At 60.8% G+C, this 19,528-nt stretch carries 19 protein-coding genes; 3 read left to right on the top strand and 16 right to left on the bottom strand.

Annotation, left to right across the window (positions count from 1 at the left end):
- Positions 1–502: 502 nt before the first annotated feature.
- The 10 genes from AB7828_RS24110 to AB7828_RS24065 form a co-directional block, all read right to left on the bottom strand.
- Positions 503–856: a LamB/YcsF family protein gene (locus AB7828_RS24110; protein ID WP_441231371.1), complete on the bottom strand. Its 354-nt coding sequence runs from the start codon at positions 854–856 to the stop codon at positions 503–505.
- Positions 843–2,294 carry an amidohydrolase family protein gene (locus AB7828_RS24105; protein ID WP_441231370.1) on the bottom strand — a complete coding sequence of 484 codons (1,452 nt, stop codon included), beginning with the start codon at positions 2,292–2,294 and terminating at the stop codon, positions 843–845. Before AB7828_RS24105 ends, AB7828_RS24110 begins: the two co-directional genes overlap by 14 nt.
- Positions 2,294–3,325: an ABC transporter substrate-binding protein gene (locus tag AB7828_RS24100; protein ID WP_441231369.1), complete on the bottom strand. Its 1,032-nt coding sequence runs from the start codon at positions 3,323–3,325 to the stop codon at positions 2,294–2,296. The genes AB7828_RS24105 and AB7828_RS24100 overlap by 1 nt, the downstream gene beginning before the upstream one ends.
- Before the next feature lie 110 nt (positions 3,326–3,435).
- Positions 3,436–4,014 (bottom strand): TIGR00730 family Rossman fold protein, encoded by a 579-nt coding sequence (locus AB7828_RS24095; protein WP_441231368.1) that lies wholly within the window; start codon positions 4,012–4,014, stop codon positions 3,436–3,438.
- Between the two features lie 2 nt (positions 4,015–4,016).
- Positions 4,017–4,964: an acetamidase/formamidase family protein gene (locus tag AB7828_RS24090; RefSeq protein WP_441231367.1), complete on the bottom strand. Its 948-nt coding sequence runs from the start codon at positions 4,962–4,964 to the stop codon at positions 4,017–4,019.
- 14 nt (positions 4,965–4,978) lie between these two features.
- The gene (locus tag AB7828_RS24085) at positions 4,979–5,755 is read right to left on the bottom strand and encodes an ABC transporter permease (protein WP_441231366.1); all 777 of its coding nucleotides are present in this window, start codon (positions 5,753–5,755) and stop codon (positions 4,979–4,981) included.
- A complete protein-coding gene (locus tag AB7828_RS24080; RefSeq protein ID WP_441231365.1) occupies positions 5,752–6,594 on the bottom strand; it encodes an ABC transporter ATP-binding protein in 843 nt (280 codons plus the stop codon). Before AB7828_RS24080 ends, AB7828_RS24085 begins: the two co-directional genes overlap by 4 nt.
- Before the next feature lie 4 nt (positions 6,595–6,598).
- Positions 6,599–8,026, bottom strand: a complete 1,428-nt coding sequence (gene allB, locus AB7828_RS24075) for an allantoinase AllB (protein ID WP_441231364.1) — start codon at positions 8,024–8,026, stop codon at positions 6,599–6,601.
- A 14-nt stretch (positions 8,027–8,040) separates the two neighbouring features.
- The gene (locus AB7828_RS24070; protein ID WP_441231363.1) at positions 8,041–8,835 is read right to left on the bottom strand and encodes an SDR family NAD(P)-dependent oxidoreductase; all 795 of its coding nucleotides are present in this window, start codon (positions 8,833–8,835) and stop codon (positions 8,041–8,043) included.
- A 130-nt stretch (positions 8,836–8,965) separates the two neighbouring features.
- Entirely contained in the window at positions 8,966–10,015 is a 1,050-nt protein-coding gene (locus AB7828_RS24065; protein ID WP_441231362.1) for an ABC transporter substrate-binding protein, read from the bottom strand.
- A gap of 22 nt (positions 10,016–10,037) precedes the next feature.
- On the opposite strand from AB7828_RS24065, the gene AB7828_RS24060 reads away from it, so the two are divergent.
- Positions 10,038–11,078 carry a LysR family transcriptional regulator gene (locus tag AB7828_RS24060; RefSeq protein WP_441231361.1) on the top strand — a complete coding sequence of 347 codons (1,041 nt, stop codon included), beginning with the start codon at positions 10,038–10,040 and terminating at the stop codon, positions 11,076–11,078.
- Positions 11,079–11,763: 685 nt separating this feature from the next.
- On the top strand, positions 11,764–12,759 hold the full coding sequence (locus AB7828_RS24055; protein WP_441231360.1) for an isopenicillin N synthase family dioxygenase: 996 nt from the start codon (positions 11,764–11,766) through the stop codon (positions 12,757–12,759).
- Between the two features lie 122 nt (positions 12,760–12,881).
- Here the strand turns inward: AB7828_RS24055 and AB7828_RS24050 are convergent, their stop codons facing one another.
- Complete coding sequence (locus tag AB7828_RS24050) at positions 12,882–14,156, bottom strand: amidase (RefSeq protein WP_441232306.1); 1,275 nt, start codon at positions 14,154–14,156, stop codon at positions 12,882–12,884.
- On the opposite strand from AB7828_RS24050, the gene AB7828_RS24045 reads away from it, so the two are divergent.
- Positions 14,067–14,333: a hypothetical protein gene (locus tag AB7828_RS24045; protein WP_441232362.1), complete on the top strand. Its 267-nt coding sequence runs from the start codon at positions 14,067–14,069 to the stop codon at positions 14,331–14,333. The two genes, AB7828_RS24050 and AB7828_RS24045, sit on opposite strands and share 90 nt — an antisense overlap.
- Positions 14,334–14,348: 15 nt before the next feature.
- Here the strand turns inward: AB7828_RS24045 and AB7828_RS24040 are convergent, their stop codons facing one another.
- The 5 genes from AB7828_RS24040 to AB7828_RS24020 all read right to left on the bottom strand — a co-directional run bounded on the left by AB7828_RS24040 (position 14,349) and on the right by AB7828_RS24020 (position 19,513).
- Positions 14,349–15,110: an ABC transporter permease gene (locus tag AB7828_RS24040; protein WP_441231359.1), complete on the bottom strand. Its 762-nt coding sequence runs from the start codon at positions 15,108–15,110 to the stop codon at positions 14,349–14,351.
- Between the two features lie 7 nt (positions 15,111–15,117).
- A complete protein-coding gene (locus AB7828_RS24035; protein WP_441231358.1) occupies positions 15,118–15,933 on the bottom strand; it encodes an ABC transporter ATP-binding protein in 816 nt (271 codons plus the stop codon).
- Between the two features lie 5 nt (positions 15,934–15,938).
- Positions 15,939–16,928 carry an ABC transporter substrate-binding protein gene (locus tag AB7828_RS24030; RefSeq protein WP_441231357.1) on the bottom strand — a complete coding sequence of 330 codons (990 nt, stop codon included), beginning with the start codon at positions 16,926–16,928 and terminating at the stop codon, positions 15,939–15,941.
- Positions 16,929–17,057: 129 nt separating this feature from the next.
- On the bottom strand, positions 17,058–18,938 hold the full coding sequence (locus tag AB7828_RS24025; protein ID WP_441231356.1) for a hydantoinase B/oxoprolinase family protein: 1,881 nt from the start codon (positions 18,936–18,938) through the stop codon (positions 17,058–17,060).
- On the bottom strand, positions 18,938–19,513 hold the full coding sequence (locus tag AB7828_RS24020) for a hypothetical protein (protein WP_441232305.1): 576 nt from the start codon (positions 19,511–19,513) through the stop codon (positions 18,938–18,940). Before AB7828_RS24020 ends, AB7828_RS24025 begins: the two co-directional genes overlap by 1 nt.
- Positions 19,514–19,528 lie beyond the last annotated feature (15 nt).

Raw genomic sequence — 19,528 nt, 5'->3', positions numbered from 1 at the left:
CCAACTGGACACGCTTGAATTTCAAAGCGCGGTGTTGGAAATGGTTTGAACTTGTAGCGTTATCGGGCAGCTTTGCCCAACGCCTGCAGTTTAGGCTCCTTTAGATCGACCATGCTGTCAAGCGCGTTGTTGCGGCGGGAATTGCTCCAATTCATGCCTCACTGCAGCAAAACTATGCAGGACGCCGAGAACAAGTTACTGATTGCACGAGCGCCAATGACAGCTGTTCCGTCAGCATTCATTCTGACGCCGACACAAAGCATCACCTACAATCTGCCGCTATCGAGTTACATCACACGTCATACCCAGCAGATGTATTTAAGGATTTAGATGCTCGTTCCAATTGCGCTTTGCCGATCATTTCCTGCAGGGTGATGTCGACGACGACGGCACGATCGACTTCGAGGTCCATGTCAACAGCGTCGCGTTGAGAGCAAGTGACTTCATTCTGTGATGACGAAGTGGCTGTTGGCGTCGCTGCCAAGCCTGCTCGTTCGCAGTATCATTTCGAATTTGATCCGAAAGACTTCAGGTTTACGCCAGCGTACTCCAGTCGTTCGCGGAGGCGGCGCGCAGTTGCGACGGCATGAGTGGAATCGCCATGGACGCAGATCGAGCGGATCGGCGTTTGCAGGCGCTTCCCGCACGCGGTGATGACTGCGCCCGTCTCAACCATCTCGACTACCCGCGCGGCCGCCTGCCCGGCATCCTCGATCATGAATTGATAGTGAATTGGAACCCACAAGGTTGACGCACTTAAAGAGCGCCTGCGCGCAGTCGCGCCTAACGTGACGGTCGATGTTTGGCGCGGCCCAAAGAGCCGAGATACCAGAGCGCAGTCATTAGCAGCAGCCATCGAGACAGTGGTAGGCGACGATTACGTGATCAATTGCTGCCAGCGCGGCTGACAGCTTGCTGTTCGATGCCATGCCCGCCCGCATCTGTGCCAATATCTCCCGCCGCACCGCCGGATAGTCGATCCCCATGACACGCCTATCTTTGACAATGCTGCGGCCGGCAACGATCAATTCGCGGATATGGCTGGCGCTCGCGCGCGAGAACAGCAGATTGATGGGATCGATGTCATCGCGCAGGGAATCGTTGTCTACGGCCGCCCAGTCCAAAAGCAACAAATCAGCGCCTGCTCCGGCGCGCAGGACGCCAGCATCGGTGATGTTGCTCACGGAGAAGCGGCCATTGCCGACCGCCGATTGCAGTGCCTGATGTCGTGTGGCGGTGAGATCGAAACCGCTGCCGGCGTGGAGCAGGTGAGACAACCTCAATTCGCGCAGCGAATCGTCATCGTCATCCAGCGCCTTGCTGTCGATGCCTATTGCGAGCTGGCATCCGGCTTTGCGCATCTCGGCCATGGGCGCCAGCCCGGAGTGTAGATGCAGGTTCGAACTGGTGTTGATCGAAATAGTTACGCCGCGTTCGGCCAGCAATTCGAACTCGTCCTGCCGCGCCCAGACGCAATGCGCCAATGTCAGGCGCGGCGACAGCAGGCCGATCTCATCGAGCATGCGCACGACGCCGTCGGGATAATTCGCGTCAGCCCACAGGCGCTGATATTTCGTCTCCAGCAGATGCATATGCACGCGGCGGCCGGTGCGCGCAGAAGCTTCGGCGATCGCCTGCAGCAATGCGTCGCTACACCACTGCACACCGTTGGGCCCGTACTGCACGTTGAAGTTCGGGCCATCCGTCGCTGACGCAACCTCGTCGACGAGAGTCATGTAGTCCTGCGGCGACAGCGGCGCGCGGATGAAGCGGGTTTCGATCTCCGGGCGCAGCTCCGGCGGCAATGCTGCGAGGATCGGTTCGGACGATCCATAGACCAGCGGGTTACGATCCTTCATGGAGACCGCGAAGCCGGCACGGACGCCGACATCGCGCGCGGCGCGCGCGACTTTGGCAACTTCGGTCGGCAGATCCGTCAAGCCCTGGGTGCGGGTGTAGTGGTTCATCACCGTGCCGGCGCCGCCGAGTGCGCTGTTGGCGAAGGCCATGGCGGCGGCGAGATAGGCATCGACCGACGGAAACAGCGCCAGATAGTGAATCCACGATTCCAGCGGCTTGGCGTCGGCGCCGATCGAACTGGTGCGGATGGCGCGGCCGTGATCATGCGCGTTGACCAGTGCAGGCAGCGCCAGCAGCTTCTCCCCGGCGGTATCGGTCGCAGACGCAATCGATGCGATGCGCCCATCGCTGATCGCGATCGACTGCGCGCCGGCCATCGGTCCATCGGGCCCAATGACATGCGCGCAGGTGATGGTCCTCTGGTGGTCAGTCATCAGGGAGCAATGGTCGGCGGTGTGCGGTCCGCCTTGGCGGGCAGGAACGCGCGATTAAAGATTTCGCCCGCTGCGGGCATTTTGGGCAGTTCGAACGAGGCAGCGATGGTGGCAATCGACGAGCTCAGCCTCTTGTCGCTGATGTCGCCGAGCCCGAGGTCGCGCACTTCCGGTGTGTCGATCAGGTTCGTGTAAACGTAAAGCAGGCGGCGCTTCTCGAGATCCTTCTTGATCAGCGGCTCTTCCGCGGCGAGCACGTCGATGGTGGCGTCCGGATTTTGCACCGTCTCCTTCATTGCGCGGTTGATGGCGCGCAGCAGGCCCTTCACGGCCTCGGGATTGTCCTTCGCCAGCTTCGGCGACACCATCACGCCGTTGGAATAGAGATCGAGGCCGAGGTCCGAATAGAAGAACCAGCGGAAATCCTTGTCCGGATCGAGTTTCAGCGACACCAGATTGAGATAGCTGGTGGCGGAGAACACCGCGACGGTGTCGACCTGCCCCTGCAGAAGCATCTGCTCCTGCAGCGCCGGCGACACCTGCGTCACATTGATCTTGCTGTAATCGACGCCGTTCTGCTTGGCGAGCAGCGGCAGCAGCTTGAACGAGGCGCCGCCCGGAGGCGAGCCGAGCTTGGCGCCTTCGAGATCCTTCAGGCTCTTGATCGGGCCGTTTGTTTTTGCGAGCAGCGCGAACGGCGCCTTGTTGTAGATCATATAGACCATCACCGGCGCCTCGCCGGGCTTGGTCGCGGCATTCTGGATGATCGCGTTGATGTCGCCGAAGCCGGCGTCATAGGCGCCGGACATCACGCGCGTCACCGCGGCGGCCGAGCCCTCGCCCTGGTCGATGGTGACGTCGAGATTTTCGGCGGTGAAATAGCCCTTGGCCTTGGCCCAGTAGAACCACGCATGGAGTCCCTGGATCTTCCAGTCGAGCGTGAACTTGATCTTGACCGGATCCGCCGCCTGCGCGGCAAACGGGAGCACAAGGCTGCTGGCGAGGACGAGAGATGTCAGGAGGCGGCGCATGGACGAATTCTCCGGGGAAGGTTGGTTCAAGCTTCCGGTCTTCCAGTGCTGCGATCAACCGCTAAGATTTTGATGCAGCGGTGCTGAAAAGGCATCACTGGATTGGACTGTCACAGCCACTTCGGCACGTCGGTCTTCTGGAAGCTGCGCAGCCGCTCGATCAGCGCTGCAGGATCGGGATCTACTGATATCGAATGCCGGTGCGCCGGCGGCAGAAACTTGCTGACCACCATGTGGTCAATGAAGCCGAGAAACGGCGCGTAGAAGTCGTTGATGTTCAACAGGCCCACGGGTTTGTCGATCTCGCCAAGCTGGTTCATGGTCCAGACTTCCATCATCTCTTCCATGGTGCCGATGCCGCCGGGCATGGCGATGAAGGCGTCGGCGAGCTCCGCCATGCGCTCCTTGCGCCCGCGCAGGGTCGCGACAATCTCACGGCGGTTGAGATGGGGATGCGCATGACCACGCGCGCACAGGCTTTCGGTGATGACGCCATGGGCGGTGCCACCGGCCTTCATCAGCGAATCCGCGACGACGCCCATCAGGCCCTTGGTGGTGCCGCCATAGATCAGCGTGATGCCGGCCCTGGCGAGCTCTTCGCCGAGTTGGCGCGCGCCGTCGGCATAGGCATCTGAATTGCCGAAATTGGAGCCGCAGAACACAGCGACGCTTGTGATCGAACACGTCATGACTATCGCTTCGATTGTGCGAGGATGTCGTGCCTGATCATCGCGTGGATGCCCTTGCTGCGGTTGACCAGTTGCGTGACATGCAGGTCCGCGGCTAGGCTGCAGAGCTGATAGGCATCCGCATCGCTCAGCGTGGTCCGCGCCACGATCAGCGCGATCAGCCGACGCAGCGCGACTCGGGCTGCTTCGTCGAGATCCTCGTCGAACGCCATGGCGATCAGGTGCGTCTTCGTTTCGGCATAAGGCGCGTCGAGCTTGGCGTCTTTCACGAGATCGATCTTGAAGGTGCCGGTAAGGCCGGTCTCGACCGCGGTGAGGCAGACCTCGCCGTCGCCCTGCACTGCATGGCCGTCACCACATGAAAACAAGGCGCCTTCCACCGACACCGGCAGATACAGCACGGCACCAGCGCCGAGTTCCTTGTTGTCGAGGTTGCCGCCGAAATAGGACGGCATCACCGAACTGGCGCGGCCCGTCGCTGGCGACGGCGCGACGCCCATCACGCCGAAGAACGGCTGCGCCTTGAGCCTGATGCCCCAGGTGGTGTCGATCACGCGCTCGGCCGTGTCGATCGGCAGATACACCGTGCGGGCATAGGGAAAATCATCGGGCAGCGTGCCCATGCCGGGCTTGAATAGGGTAAAGCCCCAATCGTCCGCAAGCTTCACGTCCAGGATTTCGACCCGCAGCGCATCGCCGGGCATCGCGCCGCGCACCGCGACGGGACCGGTGAGAATATGCGGCCCCAGATCCGGCTTCACTGCCTGAAGCACTGCATCCAGTTCCGGGCGCACCGTCATGCCGTGCTGTATCGGTCTGCTCTCGGCCGATCCGCTGACGCTGTCGATCGCAATGGTCTCGCCAGGGTCGATCGTGGCCACAGGCTTCAGTGTCGCGTCGAAATAGCCCCAGTGAACGGTGGCAGGATTCGGAAGCAGTGTCTGTGTCATGGAGTGTCCTGTGTTCAGCCGCCAGCGGCAAAGCTGTCGCTGCGCACCGCCCAGCCGGTGACGCGCGCCTCGATAAGCGAGAACACAATATACAAACCGACGCCCAATCCAGCCAGAATGAACAGGCCGGCGAACACCAGCGGCACATCGAAGCTCGACGACGCGATCATCATCAGATTGCCGATGCCGCGATTGGAGGCCACGGTCTCCGAAATCACCGTGCCGACGAAAGCCAGCGTCGCAGCCACCTTCAGTGAGGCGAAGAAGTACGGCATGGTGCGCGGCAGCCCCACATTCCACAGAATTTCCAGCTTGGTCGCGCGCAGCGTCTTCATGACATCCTGCAATTCGGGCTCTGTGGCCGCAAGGCCGGTGGCGACGTTCACGACGATCGGAAAGATGCACATGATCATCGCGGTGAGGATCGCCGGCACGGTGCCCGCGCCGAACCACAGTACGAAGATCGGCACCACCGCGACTTTCGGGATCGACGAGAATCCCACCAGCATCGGATAGGCGACATCATAGGCCAGCTTCGACGAGCCGATCAGCATGCCCAGGAGAATGCCGATCGCGATGCCGAAGCCGAACCCAACCATGGTTGTGTACAGCGTCTGCAGCGCATGCGGCCAGATCGCGGGGAAGCGCGTCCAGAGCGTCGCAAGCACCTGGCTCGGCCGCGGCAGCACGATGTCCGAGACATGGAACATCAGGCACAACAATTCCCACAGTACGAAGAAGCCGATGATGCAGGCGGTGGACATGACCTGGCGGCGGACGCGTTCGCTCATGACACGATCTCCTGAACGGCGCGAGCCGCGACGATGCGCTGGCGCAGGCGCTGGGTCAGCGTGACGAAATCCGGCTCGAACGACACGTCGATGGTGCGCGGCCGCGCGAACGGCACCGTGCTGTCATTGACGATGCGACCGGGCCGCGCCTGCATCACGCAGATGCGCGACGCCAGATAGGCGGCTTCCTTGAGGTCGTGAGTCACCAGCAGCACCGTCGGACGCTTCTCGATCCACAGGTTCTGCATGATCTCCCATAGTTCCTCGCGGGTGAACTGATCGAGCGCGCCGAACGGCTCGTCCAGCAGCAGCAGCGTGGGATCATGAATCAGCGCCCGGCACAGCGAGGCACGCTGCTGCATGCCGCCGGAGAGCTGCCAGGGAAACTTGTCGCCGAAGCCGCCGAGGCCGACCTGCTTGAGCGATGCCTCGACGCGGTCGCGATACTCGGTCTTGCGCTTGGCGCTGAAGCGTTCCTTGAACGGCGGCACGATCTTCAGTGGCAGCATGACATTGTCGCGGATATTCAGCCACGGCAGCAGCGTGGGGTTCTGGAACGCCATGCCGATGCGCGCCGCACCCGCGCCGATTTCGCGGCCGGCAACGAACACGTTGCCCTGGGTCGCATTCAGCGTGCCGGCCACCAGTTTCAGAATCGTCGACTTGCCGCAGCCGGACGGACCGACCAGGGCGACGAATTCGCCCTTGTCTATGCGTAGCGACGTCTCGGCCAGCGCGGTCACGGCGTTCTTCGCCGTGCCGAAGGTGACGCGTACCTTTTCGAGCTCGATCACATTGTCCACAGCGCGGGGCTTTGGGTGGGCGAGCGGTGCGTTCATCGGGTCAGGCTTTCTGCACGGAGGTGATCGCGGCCATGGTCGAGTCGGTGTTGGCCGGCATCGCCGGCGGCATCTGCTGGATCGCATGCACCGATTGCCCGGTGCCGCGGGCTTCCTCTTGCAAGATCCGGTCCTTCATCACGAAGCGGCCGCGCACGATGGTATGGATCGGCAGTGCCGAGGCCTTGCGGCCATGCCACGGCGAAATCTTCGCGCGCGACTGGATCATCGCGTCGTCGACGGTCCATTCGCGCTTGAGGTCGACGATGGCGATATCGGCATCGGACCCCACCGTCAGCGTACCCTTGCGTGGATACAGGCCCCAGATTTTGGCGGGGCTCTCGGCGCTCCAGCGCACGTAGTCGTTGATGGTGGCGCGGCCCTTGTTGATCTCGGTCAGCATCAGCGGCATCTGGGTCTCGACGCCGGGAAAGCCGCAGTCGACCGTCCAGATGTCCCGCCGGGTCTTCTCGTCCGGTGCATGTGGCGCATGGTCGGTGGCGATCATGTCGATCGTGCCATCCATCAGCGCGTTCCACAGCGGCTGCTGGTTGGGCTTCTCGCGCACCGGCGGATTGACGCGCACGACGCCGCCGAATTTTCCGTAATCGGTCTCCGACAGCAGCAGATATTGCGGGCAGGTCTCGCCGGTAATGTCGACGCCCCGCGCCTTGGCTTCGGCCAGCGGCTGCAATTCGGCAGCGGAGGAAATGTGCAGCACGTGGATGCGCGCACCCGTCCATTCGGCGAGGATCGCCGCGCGAGCGACGGCCTCGACGGCGACGACGGCGGGCCGTGCTGCCAGATGCGCGATCGATTCGATGCGTCCGCTGGCACGCAGCCGTGCTTCGCGGCGCTCCATGATGGAATTGGTCTCGGCATGCAGCGAGATGCGCTTGCCGGTCGGGGCCACCACTTCGAAGGCTTCCAGCATCGCGCCGGTGGTCGGCGAGGGGATGCGGCCGAAAGTGTTGCCCATATAGAGCTTGAAGCCGATCACGCCGCCATCGATCAGCGCGTCGACATGTTCGATGCTGTCTTCGCCCAGCACCGCATAGAGCCCGTAGTCGACATAGGCCTTGGCAGAAGCGATCTTGTGCTTGTCGGCCAGCGCTTCCGCATTGTTGATGGTCGGCAGCGTGTTGGGCATGTCGAACACGGTGGTGACGCCGCCAAAGGCCGCGGCGGCGGTGCCGCTGGCAAAGTCTTCCTTCTGCGGATAGCCGGGATCGCGGAAATGCACGTGCACGTCGATGGCGCCGGGCAGAATATGAAGGCCTGTGGCGTCGAGTATCTGCGTCGCCGGCGGCATCGCCTCCGGCGCGCCAATAGCGTGGATCACGCCATCCTTGATGGCGATGCTAGCCTTGTAGCTTGCATCGGGCGATACGATGGTGCCGCCATTGATGACCAAATCAACCTTGTCGCCCATGTTAGCCCCCTCGCTCACAGCATGGCCCAACCGCCATCGACCGGCAGGTCGACGCCGGTAATCTGGCGCGAGACGTCGCTGGCCAGAAACAGGCAGGCATTGGCGACGTCTGCATCGACGGTGACGCGGCGCAGCGCGTAGTCCATGGCGTGGCGCTCGGCGGCTTCTTGTTCGGTGATGCCGAGCTTCAGCGCCATGTCGCGGCAGACCTTGTCGCGAAAGCGCGGGCCATCGACCATGCCAGGCGCCACGCAATTGACGTTGATGTTGTGCGGGCCGACCTCGAGCGCGAAGCTCTTGGTGATGCCGCGCAGACCCCATTTCGAGGCCGAGTAGGCCATGCGGCCGGCGCGGCCGCGCATGCCGAAAGTGCCGCCGACATTGACGATCTTGCCGTAGCGCTGATCGATCATGGTCGGCAACGCCGCGCGCATGGAGTGGAAGCAACCGTTCATATTGAGCGTGATGATCTCGTCGAATTCCTCCGGCGTGGTCTGCACCCCCGTTTTGCCAATCGGGCCGGAGCCGCCGGCGACATTGACAAGAATGTCGATGCGCCCACCGAACGCCGCCTTGGTCTTCTCGGCTGCGGCCTCGCATTGCTCGGACTTCGTGAGATCGCAGGGAATGACGATCACCTCGCCGCCCTTGGCTTTCACCTCGGCGGCAACCGGCTCAATCGCCGAGATATCGCGGCCCAGCAGCGCCAGCTTGCAGCCTTGTTCGGCAAAGGCGTGGGTGATGGAGGCGCCCATACCCTTGGCGGGGCCTGTGATCATGACGACGCGATTTTCGAGGGAGAGTTTCATGGTGCTGTCTTTCTTGGGTCGTTTGCTCTGGCCCCTCCACGTCATTGCAAGGAGCAAAGGCGACGCGGCAATCCAGAAGCCATGAGCGCAGGAAGATTGGAGGCGATGATGCTGAGGGGCCGGTTCGTCGTTACATCGCGGCCTTGATGGCCGTTGGGCGATCGGCCAGCGGCGGCATGAAGCTGCGGTCGAATACGTCGCCGACCTTCGGCGTGCGTGGCAGCTCCTTGGCGCTGACGAGGATATCGATCGCCTTGCTCATGCGTGCGTCGTTGATGTCGCCATGGCCGATCTTTGAAATTTCCGGCGAAGTCATTTCGTCGGACAGCGTGGCTTCCAGGCGCGCGCGTTCGATCTCCGGCTTGATCAGCGGTTCGCGCTTCTGCACGGCCTCGATGGCGGCCTTCGGATCGGCCATCGCATCCTTGACGCCACGGTTGAGCGCCTTGAGGAAGCCCTTCACGGCGTCGGGGTTTTCCCTGGCAAACTTGCGCGAGACGATGATGGCGTTGGAATACAGATCCATGCCGTAGTCGCCGAACTTGATGAAGCGAATCGCCTTTTCAGGATCGATGCCGATCAGCCTGGCGCTGAAACGGATGGTGGTGATGTAGCCGAACACGCCATCGACCTGATCCTTCATCAGCATCTGTTCGCGCAGATTCGGCTGCATGTTGGTCACCTCGACCTTGCTGCAGTCGATCTTGGTCGCCGCGCAGAGCGCCGGGAATAGCTTCAGCGCGCCGTCGTTGGCCGCACCGCCCAGCTTTCGTCCGACGAAATCGGCGGGGGTCTTGATTGGGCTGTCGGCTTTCACCGCCACCGTGAAGGGCGGGCGGTTGTACATCTGGTAGACGCCGATCGGCGCTTCGTCCGGCTTCCTGGCGGCAAGTTCGATCAGCGCATTGATGTCGCCGAAGCCCATGTCATAGGCCCCGTTGGCGACCTGCGGCACCGCCGCACCAGAGCCGTTACCCTGGTCGAAACTGACGTCGAGGCCTTCAGCTTTGAAGTAGCCGCGATCCTGCGCCAGGAAGAACATGCCCTGCGGACCTTCATACTTCCAGTTCAGGACCATCTTGATCTTGGTGTCGGCCTGCGCGGCGACAAACGATCCGGCCGTCACGATCAGTGTCAGGGCAAGCGTCTGCAATCCACGAAATGCATGGCGTCCGGTCATCGGTGTGTTCCTGTTGAGAAGAGTGACACGATCGGCCGGTGGGGTGTCTCTGCCTGCGGCCGCCCTCAGGAACAAGTTAAGCCTATCCGAGTGCGCTTATCTGCTGCTATCTTTTTGCTTAAGCGGTGCAAAAAAGGCCTCACCTGGAAAACGCATGCGACACCTGAAATTGCTGACCCATGTGGTTGAAGTGGCCCGCACCGGCTCGATACGCCGTGCGGCGGAACTGCTCAATCTCACGCCTTCGGCAATGAACCGTCGGATTCAGGATCTGGAGGCCGAAATCGGCACGCCTTTGTTCGAGCGCCGTCCGCGTGGCGTGAAACTCACGACCGCGGGCGAAATGTTCGTGCGCTATGCACGGAGTCAGATCGCCGATGCCGATCGCATGAAGTCTCAGGTCGAGGACCTGCGCGGTCTCAGGCGCGGTCCGATCCAGATTGCCTGCAGTCAGGCCTTGGCACTCGATTTTCTGGCGCTGCGTGTCGCGGCGTTCCAGAAGAAGCACCCGAAAGTCGTATTCGATCTGAAGGTAATGGACCACGAGCGCGCAATGGCGGCGCTTGCCGCCTATGACGTCGATCTGGCTTTGGTGCACCGTCCGACGATGTGGCCGTCGCTGCGCGTCATCAACAGTGTGCCGCAACGGCTGGTAGTGGTGATGAAGGCAGATCATCCGCTTGCGGCCAAGAAAGTCTTGCGGCTGTCGGACTGTGTCGAGTACCCCGCTGCATTGCCGGATCGTACCCTGAGCGGTCGCCAGATTCTTGACGAAGTCACGACGCGGCGCGATCTGCGACTGAATATGCTCGCCGAATCCAATTCCTTCGAGATGCTGCGCGGCTTGGTGTTCCACTGCGACTTGATCTCGTTTCAGATCGAGATCGGCGCGCCTAACGGGACGCTTGGCATGGGTCTTATCGGCCGGCCGATCGATACCCGCGACGTGCCCACGGCCGATTTGGTGCTCTGCCAACTCCGCGGTCGCACGCTACCGGTTGCGGCTGCCACATTTGCGGAAATCCTGACGAAGAGCCTGAACGAGATTCGCCCGGCCGCCTAGCCTTTTCACCGTAAATTATATCATTACGCGAAGCTATTTGAACCGCCCGTCAATCATGCAAGAAGGTCGAGAAACAGCAACCATCAAAGCGCCTTGCCCGCACTGAAGCGGTTTTCGATGACGCCTCTATTCGCATTCAGCAGACCTCGTGGGCTTCGCGAATGTCCGCTTTGCGCCGGAACGGTCATCGACTATGCAAGTTTAACCGCTTCCTCTCTAACCTCTTGATATTAATTTACGCCGATGCACGCTTCGCAGAAATTTTCGGCCCCCGCTGCTCGAATATCCCACCATCCTCGGCAGCTCGTAGCCCTGGAGCAACGATAGGCTGAGGCTGATGAATCCGCTTCGGGATGACGTTGGAACGAAAGGTATCAGAGAAATTTTTCAGCGCACTGCCCAACCTATAGGCTTGCCGGGTTGAACGCTTCTTGGTGAATTACGCTCAGAGTAGAAGCGGTCAGAACCAGTGCGGTTCGGGACATTGCTCGGCAAAGATCGTTGTTTTCGTTCTGGCGCCGGCAAGATGCAATTTTACTGCCCATTTTACAGTCCGTCAGATCTGCAGCGATCCCGCTCAACGGGAGAAGCAGCGATAATCACGCGTAAACGGCATCATCATGCTGTTTAAGTTATTACGCCTCGCTTCTGCAGTTTCGCACCTTGGCCAATGATGGAGTGTGACATGACAACAAAAAGCAACGTCGGGTACGCCCTCGACGAACTGAACCAGGAAACCAACTTTGGCGGCGTTGGTGGTCTCAAGCACCGGGACATCCCGCGTATTGACCTTGCCAGTTTCAAAGTTCGAAAGCAGGAGATTGCCGACCAACTCTGGGCTGCGTCGACGGAGATCGGCTTTTTCCAGCTGATCAATCACGGCATTCCGCAAGAGCTGGTCGACGAGGCCTTCGATATGACCGCGAAGTTTTTTGCGCTCGCCTCGGACGTAAAGGCAAAGTACCCGCTCGGCAAAGGCACCAATGCCGGCTGGGAGTACAAGAGCCAAGTTCGCCCATCCACGGGAACTGCGGACAATAAGGAATCCTACCAAATCACTCTGCCTCGGATGGCTCAGCTGTGGCCGACGGGTCACGAAATCCCCGGATTCAAGGCTGCAATGCTGGCCTTTGAGCACGCCAATTGGGCGGTCGGCATGAAGGTGTTGTCGTGCTTCGCACTCAAACTCGGCTTCAAGCCAGACTTCTTCACCGAAGCGCACGATCCGCAATCCGCGGAATATCAGAGCACTCTACGACTGCTGCATTACTTGCCGATGACGAATGCCAAGCCTGAGGACTATACCGGCTGGCGGGCCGGGGCCCATACCGACTTTGATTGCCTGACGCTCCTGCACCAACGCCTTGGCCAGGGTGGCCTGCAGCTGTGCCCGGGCAAGGAATCCGCCGAATTGGAATGGACCGATGTTGAACCGGCGTCGGGCGTCATCACTTGCAATATTGGCGATATGCTACGCCGCTGGAGCGACGACCGGCTCCTCTCGACTCTGCACCGCGTGCGGATGCCCAAGGCCGACGAATATCTCGGCCCGCGCTATTCTCTCCCGTTCTTTTGCCAGGCGAACAAGGATGCGATGATCCAGGGCCCAGGCAAGATCTACGACCCGATCTCCGCGCACGATTACCTGCAGCAGCGGATCGCAGCGAACTTCGCACAGTAGACTGAGACACAGATCGAAATGGATCGCTGCAGCGCTCACGTCACCGCATCGATCCTCTCCTGCCGGCGAGGCAGCATGGGCGTTCGTATCACCGCATCGCGATGAAATGGGCGGCATGTCTATCAGTGCGGCGGCCAACCGATCGGATGGGCTAGCTGCAGGAACTTCATCGCCGACAGAATGAGCGGTTCTTCGAAACGTGGGCCGACGACTCGAATGCCGGTCGGCAGGCCTTCGCTCGTGAGTCCCGCAGGCGCCGATCCAGCTGGCAGGCTCATGAGGGTGACGAGGAATGATCCTGCAATCCAGTCGGTATAGTTGTCGAGTGTTCTGCCGTTGACCTCGGTCGGAAAATTCATGTTCACCGGAAACTGTTTGACCGGCGATTGAGGCGTCATCAGGAGATCAAAATTTTCGAAGAACCTTGCAAAGGCGAGGAACAACTCCATGCGCTTCTGCTCGGACGCGGCCAAATCCAGCAGCGTAATCTTCAGACCGGCCTTTACGTTCTCCTTCAGGTTCATGCCGAACTCCTCGAGTTGATCAAGATTTTCATATTGCTGACCAACCATCCAAAGCCCACGCCACGCCTGATACGGAGCCTTGCCATCCGACATATCAAAATGGACTTCCTCGACCGTCGCACCGACATCTCGCAGCAACATTGTGGCGGCGCGGCAGATCACATCGATCTCATTATCTACGCCGATCCCGGAAATATCCGAGACATAAGCGATGCGGAGCCCTTTCAAGTCCTGAACGGTGTCGACGATCGTGAACGCGCTCGACCATGGCGGCGCCACCGAAATCGGCGAGCGTCGGCTGAAGCCAGTCATTGCATCCAGCATCAGGGCAGCGTCTTCTGCCGTGCGCGCCAAAGGGCCATGCACCTGGCCGGGATCCCAAGCCAATGGCATCGGGTAGTTCGGGGTCAGCCCCGGTGTCGGACGAATACCCACGATACCATTGAACGACGCCGGCATCCGGATCGAGCATCCAAAGTCAGTGCCCTGCGCCAGCGGTGCCATCCCGGTGGCAACAGCGACTGCCGAACCACCGGATGAGCCGGATGGGCTCAGCGCTGAATTCCATGGGTTGCGCGTGACCCCAAATACATCATTGAAGGTATTGGCCCCAGCAGCGAATTCAGGCGTGTTGGTCTTGCCTAGAATGATGGCGCCAGCGGCTTTCAGCCGCCGCACGACTTCAGCATCCTCCGCAGGGACATGATCTTTGAACCGCGGCGAACCATATGTGGTGCGAATGCCAGCCGTCGGCGTGATGTCCTTGATCACCACGGGCAGCCCGTGCAGCGCGCCAAGGCGATCGCCGCGCATCACCGCTGCCTCGGCATTTTTAGCCGCAGCCCGTGCGCTCGCATCGGCCAAAGTGACAATGGCATTGAGCTTCGGGTTGACGCGCGCGATGACATCCAGATGCGCATCCAGCACCTCGACGGGGCTGACCGACCTGCTCGCAATCAGCGACGCGAGTTCGACGGCGGATTTGCGCGTGAATTCGTCAGTCATGCGGTTTCCCATTCGTCATCGCGGGCCTCCGACCAAGGGCGATGACAACGGTTAAGCTGGCTATTTTCCCGACCAGTGCACGAAGCGGCGTTCGATGGTCAGGAAAAGAAGATTGAGCCCATAACCCAGAGCGCCGGCAGCGAAGATGGCGGCGTACATGTCCGGCATTTCGAACATCTGCTGCGCCTCAAACACACGCTGGCCAAGGCCATCGACCGAGCCGATGAACATCTCGGCAACGACGACGATGACCAGCGCCAGCGACACGCCGTTACGCAAGCCCACGAATGTGGCCGGCATCGATTCCAGCAACATAACGTCCCACAACACCCGCAAGCGCGAAGCACCCATCACCCTCGCGGCGAGGATGCGGGTCTTGCGCGCATTCATAACGCCATAGGCGACATTGAACAGGATGACCAACGCTGCGCCGAATGAGGCAACGAAGATTTTCGTGCGATCGCCCACGCCGAATAGAACCAGGAACAGCGGAAACATGGCCGATGCTGGCGTGGAGCGAAAGAAGTCGATCAGAAATTCAACCGAACGATAAAGCCGCTCGGAAGACCCGAGCAGAATGCCGAGCGGGATGGCGACGATCGCAGCAATGATCGTCGAGTAGATCGTGCGCTCGACCGTTTTGACAAAATCGACACCAAGCTTGCCGTGAAACATGCCGGTCCACAGCGCCTTGAATGTCGCAGCCGGCGACGGCAGCAGGACGGGATCGACGATCCGCAGCCACGTCACGACCGACCAGACGGCCAGCAGCACAACCACGCCGACGAGTGGCAGCAGGACTTCCAGGCGCTTCCAGTTCATCGGTTCGTCAGCCCTTCCGCACTTCGCGCTGGAAGATCTCGAGGCAATGCGCCTTGGTGCTGATGAACTCCCCCTCGGTCATGGTCTTGTCGGTACGTGGGCGCGGCGCATCGTAATGTACGAATTCGACCGGTCGTGCCGGATGCCGCGACAGCAACAGGATGCGGTCGGACAAATAGACTGCCTCCTCTAGATCGTGGGAGACCAAGACGGTCGTGGTATGGGTCTCGACGAACACGCGCTGCAATTGCTCACGCATGAACAACGTCATCTCGTAATCCAGCGCCGAGAACGGTTCGTCGAGGAACAGGATCTCAGGGTCGACCACCAGAGCGCGCATGATCGAGACCAACTGTTGCTGGCCGCCGGACATCTGATAGGGATACAGGTTGAGGTCGATCTTGACGTTCAGACTGGCAACGATCTTCTCGACCTTGAGATTGCGCTCCTTCTTCGGCACGCCCATTACCTTCAGGGGATAGGCGATATTGTCGAAGGCGCTCAGCCAGGGAAACACCGCCTCGCGGTAGTTCTGGAATACATAACCGAACTTGATCTTGTTGAGCGGCTGGCCATCGAACAGGATCTCGCCCTTGTCGGCGGGAAACAGCCCGGCGATCATGTTGATCAGCGTGCTCTTGCCGCAACCGTTCGGACCGAACACCGACATCAGCTTGCCGCGCGGAATATCGAAATCGAAATTGTCGTAGATCGCGGCGTCCGCGAACCGCTTGCTGAGGCCGCGGATCGTCACATGCGGCGCGGTCCGCGTCGCCGCGGCCCGCGCGTTGGCAGACAGCTCCATGCTTGCAGCGGGATGCATCACGATCACGCCTGCTTCAAAATTTTGTAGATATATTTGGTGACGTCGAGCTTCTCCGGCACGACTCCGATCGAAGTGCCGAAGTCCGACAGTTTCTGCAGATCGGCGATCTGCGTCGGCGTCATGTCCTTGGCCATCGTGTAACCGAGCATCGAGACCATATCGACGACATTATCCGGCGTGAACGTGTTCTTGGCGAGATATTTACGCGCGTCATCCGGGTTCTTGTTGATGTAGTCTACGGCCTTACTCCAGGCCATAGCGAAGCGCTTCGCCACCTCTGGCCGCTTCTGGATGAAGTCGCTGGTGATGGCACAGCCGGCTGCATAGGCGTCGGCTTTTGGATTCCCGAGAATGTATTTCGAGATCACACCGGCCTCCAGCGTCCGCGCGACGCCAGCCTTGATCATCATCGACGCATTCGGTTCCAGCGTGTAGCCGCCATCGAACGTGCCCGCGGTCATTGCATTGACATGCTGGCTCATGTCGAGCTGATCGATGGTATAGTCGCCGTCCTTCAGCCCATTCTTGGCAAGAATACCCTTGGCAGTGTTGAGATTGGCCGGCCCCGGCGCCGACATCAACTTCATGCCCTTAAGGTCGGCAATCTTGTCTGCCTTCACGCCGTTGCGAACGACGAATTGCTCCATCTTGAATTCAGGGGTCTGGCTGTTCAAGGCGATATACATCGCAACGCCGGGCTTCTTGATATTGGCGTTGAGACCCTCGAGCGTGACGAGCACTGCGGAGACCTCGATCTGGCCGGTAATCATCGCCGCGACATTGGCCGGACCGCCCATCAGCTTGGTCATTTCCGGTTCGATATTCTGCTCCTTGAAGAACCCCTTCTCCAGCGCCACAAAATACGGCAGGGACGAACTCAGCGGGAACACGCCTACCGCAACCTTGTCCTGCGCCGACGTGCGTCCAGTGCAAAAACCGGTCAGGGTAGCTGCGACGGCCAAGGCAAATGTCAAACGAGCCAGCGACTTCATACGTGCAACTCCTGTTACCAGCATGGCGAGCCCTCTCGCCTTGAACGTTCACGCCCGATGTGGCGGCTGCCTCATTTCAGAGCAAGACTCGTGCCGCATGAACGGATTCAGCGGCTGCTTTTGTCGCCGCTACATCCGGGACCGAAATTCTCCGCGCAGCATCTTTTCGTAACCTTCACCGCGATCGATCATAGGCAGATCGCCTGGCCGCGCCTTGGCCAGCGCCGCACGCTTTGCCGCAGTCGCGGCTTCGTTGATCACCGGTTCGTCCGTGCTAGCCGCTGTGAAAACCACACCATAATCCCGCCCCGCCGCGGCGACCGAGACCCGCCCTTCGATGACGTCGCGCAGCACCAGCGCCAGTTCTCGCGTCAACGGGTCGCCCCAGCCGCCGCCGCCTGTGGTGACCACCTGCACGACCTGGCCCTTCTTCACCTCGGCGCCATCGACCAGTCCCCCGAGCTTGCGGGCTTCGCCTTCGGTGTCCACCGTGACGCAGAACGGCTCGCCCGCCTTGCCACCTTTCAGCCCGTAGCAGCCCAGGCGGACGCGATCTGCGGTGACGATGGTGCGGCAATCCACCAGCGCACGATAGTGTTTCTCATAACCCTGCCCGCCGCGCCGCAAGCCGGCGCCACCGGAATCGGTCGACAGCGCCAGTTTCTCCACCATTACCGGAAACCGGGTCTCGGTGAATTCGGCTGGTTGGTTACGGGAGTCCGGCACGATATGGATCGCGTCATTGCCGTCGGCATAATAACGGCCCCCGGACCCGCCACCGAGCACCTCGCGCGACAGGAAGGGCTTGCCGTCGGCGTCGTTGCCGTAGAAACCGGTATAGCGGATGGTCTCCTGATCCGCCGGCATCCGTCCATCGACCGCCTTTGCCACCACGCCGGCCAGCAGCCCGAGGCTACGTAGCAGCACGAATGAGCGCGCATTGGTCGCCGCTGGCCATTCCGGCGTGATCAGCGTGCCCTTCGGCGGAAAGACGATCTCGAACACGTCGCACACGCCTTCATTGACGTGAATTTCCGCGGCACGCTCCGGTGTGTCGGCGAGATTCCGCAGGATCGGCGCGATCCATTTGATCAGGAAGGCACCATCGGCGTAGTCGGTCGGCCAGTTGATCGGGCCGGTGGATTGCGGATCGGTGCCATTGAAGTCCAGCACAATCTTGCCGGCCTTCTTCGTCATCTTGATCGCGATCTTGTGCAGCTTGGGATCAGTCAGACCATCGTGTTCGACATAGTCCTCCCACGCATATTCGCCATCCGCGATCTTGCGCAACAACTCGTTGCGGTAGATGTCGCGGCACTTGTCCAAGATGGCCTGAAAACAGGCCTCGACCTGGTCCTTGCCAAAACGCTCGAACAATCCCTGCATGCGGCGCGCGCCCATCAGGCAGGCCTGCACCTCGCTGTCCAGATCCGCGGAAAGCATTTCCGGCACGCGGGTGTTGCGCTTGATGATGGTGAAGACGGCATCGTTCTTGACGCCCTCGCTGTAGATCTTCACCGGCGGAATCGCCATGCCTTCCTCGAATACCGTGGCCGCCGTGCCGGGCATCGAGCCAGGCACCTTGCCGCCGACGTCGTCGTGATGGCCGAATGCCTGGATATAGGCGACCACGATGCCTTCGTGGAACACCGGCACCGTACTGCAGAGATCTGGCAGATGGCCGATCGAGCCCTCGGTCAGATAGGTGTCGTTCATCAGGAACACGTCGCCGGGCTTCATGGTTTCCGGCGGGAAGTCACGAACGACTGCATTCGGCATCGCCGAATAGGAACGCCCGGTCAGCTTGCGACAATAACGGTCGAACAGGCCGACGCGATAGTCGTGCGCCTCGCGGATCATCGGCGAGCGCGCGGTGCGCTCGATGGCATATTCGATTTCCGCCTCGATGGAATTCAGCGTGCCTTCGACGATCTGCAACACGATCGGGTCGACATGGACAACGTCACGCGCGGGCGCAGTGGGCCAGGGATGCCTGCTATGCTGGTTCATCACATCGCCTCCTTCGACGACACCGGACGGATCACGAGAATGCCGTGCGGATCGACCTCGACGTATTGTTTGGGGAACACCATCGTCGTGGAGCCGAACTCCTCGATGACGGCCGGACCGGCAATCTTCGCGCCGGGCGGTAGCGTCGCCCGATCATAGAGCGGCGTATCGACGAAACCGGTGTCGAAGTAGACTGGACGTGTGCTCTTCGGGGCAAACTTGCCGTCACCTACGGTGAGCTTCGGCATTTGCGGCCGATCGATTACACCGAAACCGGAGACGCAGAGATTGACCAGTTCGATCTTCTGTTGGCCGGCATAATCGTAGCCGAAGGTCTTCCTATGCGCAGCGTGGAATGCGCCGGTGAGACCCGCAAGGAACGCCGCGTCCATCGGTCCTGCAGGCGCGGTGACCCGCACCTCCATCGACTGCCCGGCGTAGCGAAGGTCTGCCTCACGCACCAACCGGATCTGCGAGGCAGCAATACCATCGCGTTCGAGATTGGCAACGGCTTCTTCTTCCAGTGCCGCATAGCGCTGCGCGATGTTCGCGAGATCGATGGCGTCCTCATGCATCACCTTGGTGACCAT

The organism is Tardiphaga sp. 215_C5_N2_1 (assembly GCF_052076055.1).
Taxonomy (GTDB): Bacteria; Pseudomonadota; Alphaproteobacteria; order Rhizobiales; family Xanthobacteraceae; genus Tardiphaga; species Tardiphaga robiniae.
Note: the sequence above shows the minus strand (reverse complement) of the source record. Positions and strands in the feature narration are given on the sequence as shown.